This window comes from Rubrivivax rivuli (assembly GCF_004016505.1).
Taxonomy (GTDB): Bacteria; Pseudomonadota; Gammaproteobacteria; order Burkholderiales; family Burkholderiaceae_C; genus Rubrivivax; species Rubrivivax rivuli.
The window spans coordinates 1-315 of record NZ_SACR01000023.1 but is presented as its reverse complement, the minus strand read 5'-3'; the positions used below and the strand labels follow the sequence as shown (position 1 = coordinate 315).

At 68.9% G+C, this 315-nt stretch carries 1 protein-coding gene; it reads right to left on the bottom strand.

What is annotated here, in order from left to right:
• Nucleotides 1-313: Gfo/Idh/MocA family protein (locus EOE66_RS21655; protein ID WP_164885220.1), on the bottom strand; the 313-nt coding region annotated here is incomplete at its 3' end.
• Nucleotides 314-315 lie beyond the last annotated feature (2 nt).

Here is a 315-nt window from a genome sequence, read left to right as displayed (position 1 = left end):
CGCAGGCACGCACCATGGCCAGCCCGTCGTGCCAGCGCGTGGCCATGGGCTTTTCCGTCATCACGTCGATGCCGGCACGGGCCACCTCGATCGCCTGGCGCGGGTGCAGGCCGCTGGGCGTCGTCAGGACCACGCAGTCCACCTGGGCCTTGGCCAGCAGTTCGGTGAGCGAGGCGAAGGGCTCCGCGCCGGTCTTCGCCTGTGCCGCAGCCAGCGCCGCAGGGTCGGTGTCGCAAATCGCAACCAGCTCGGACCGCTCCGAGTGCTTCGTGATGGACTCGAAGTGGTTCTGCGCAATGCGGCCGCAACCAATGA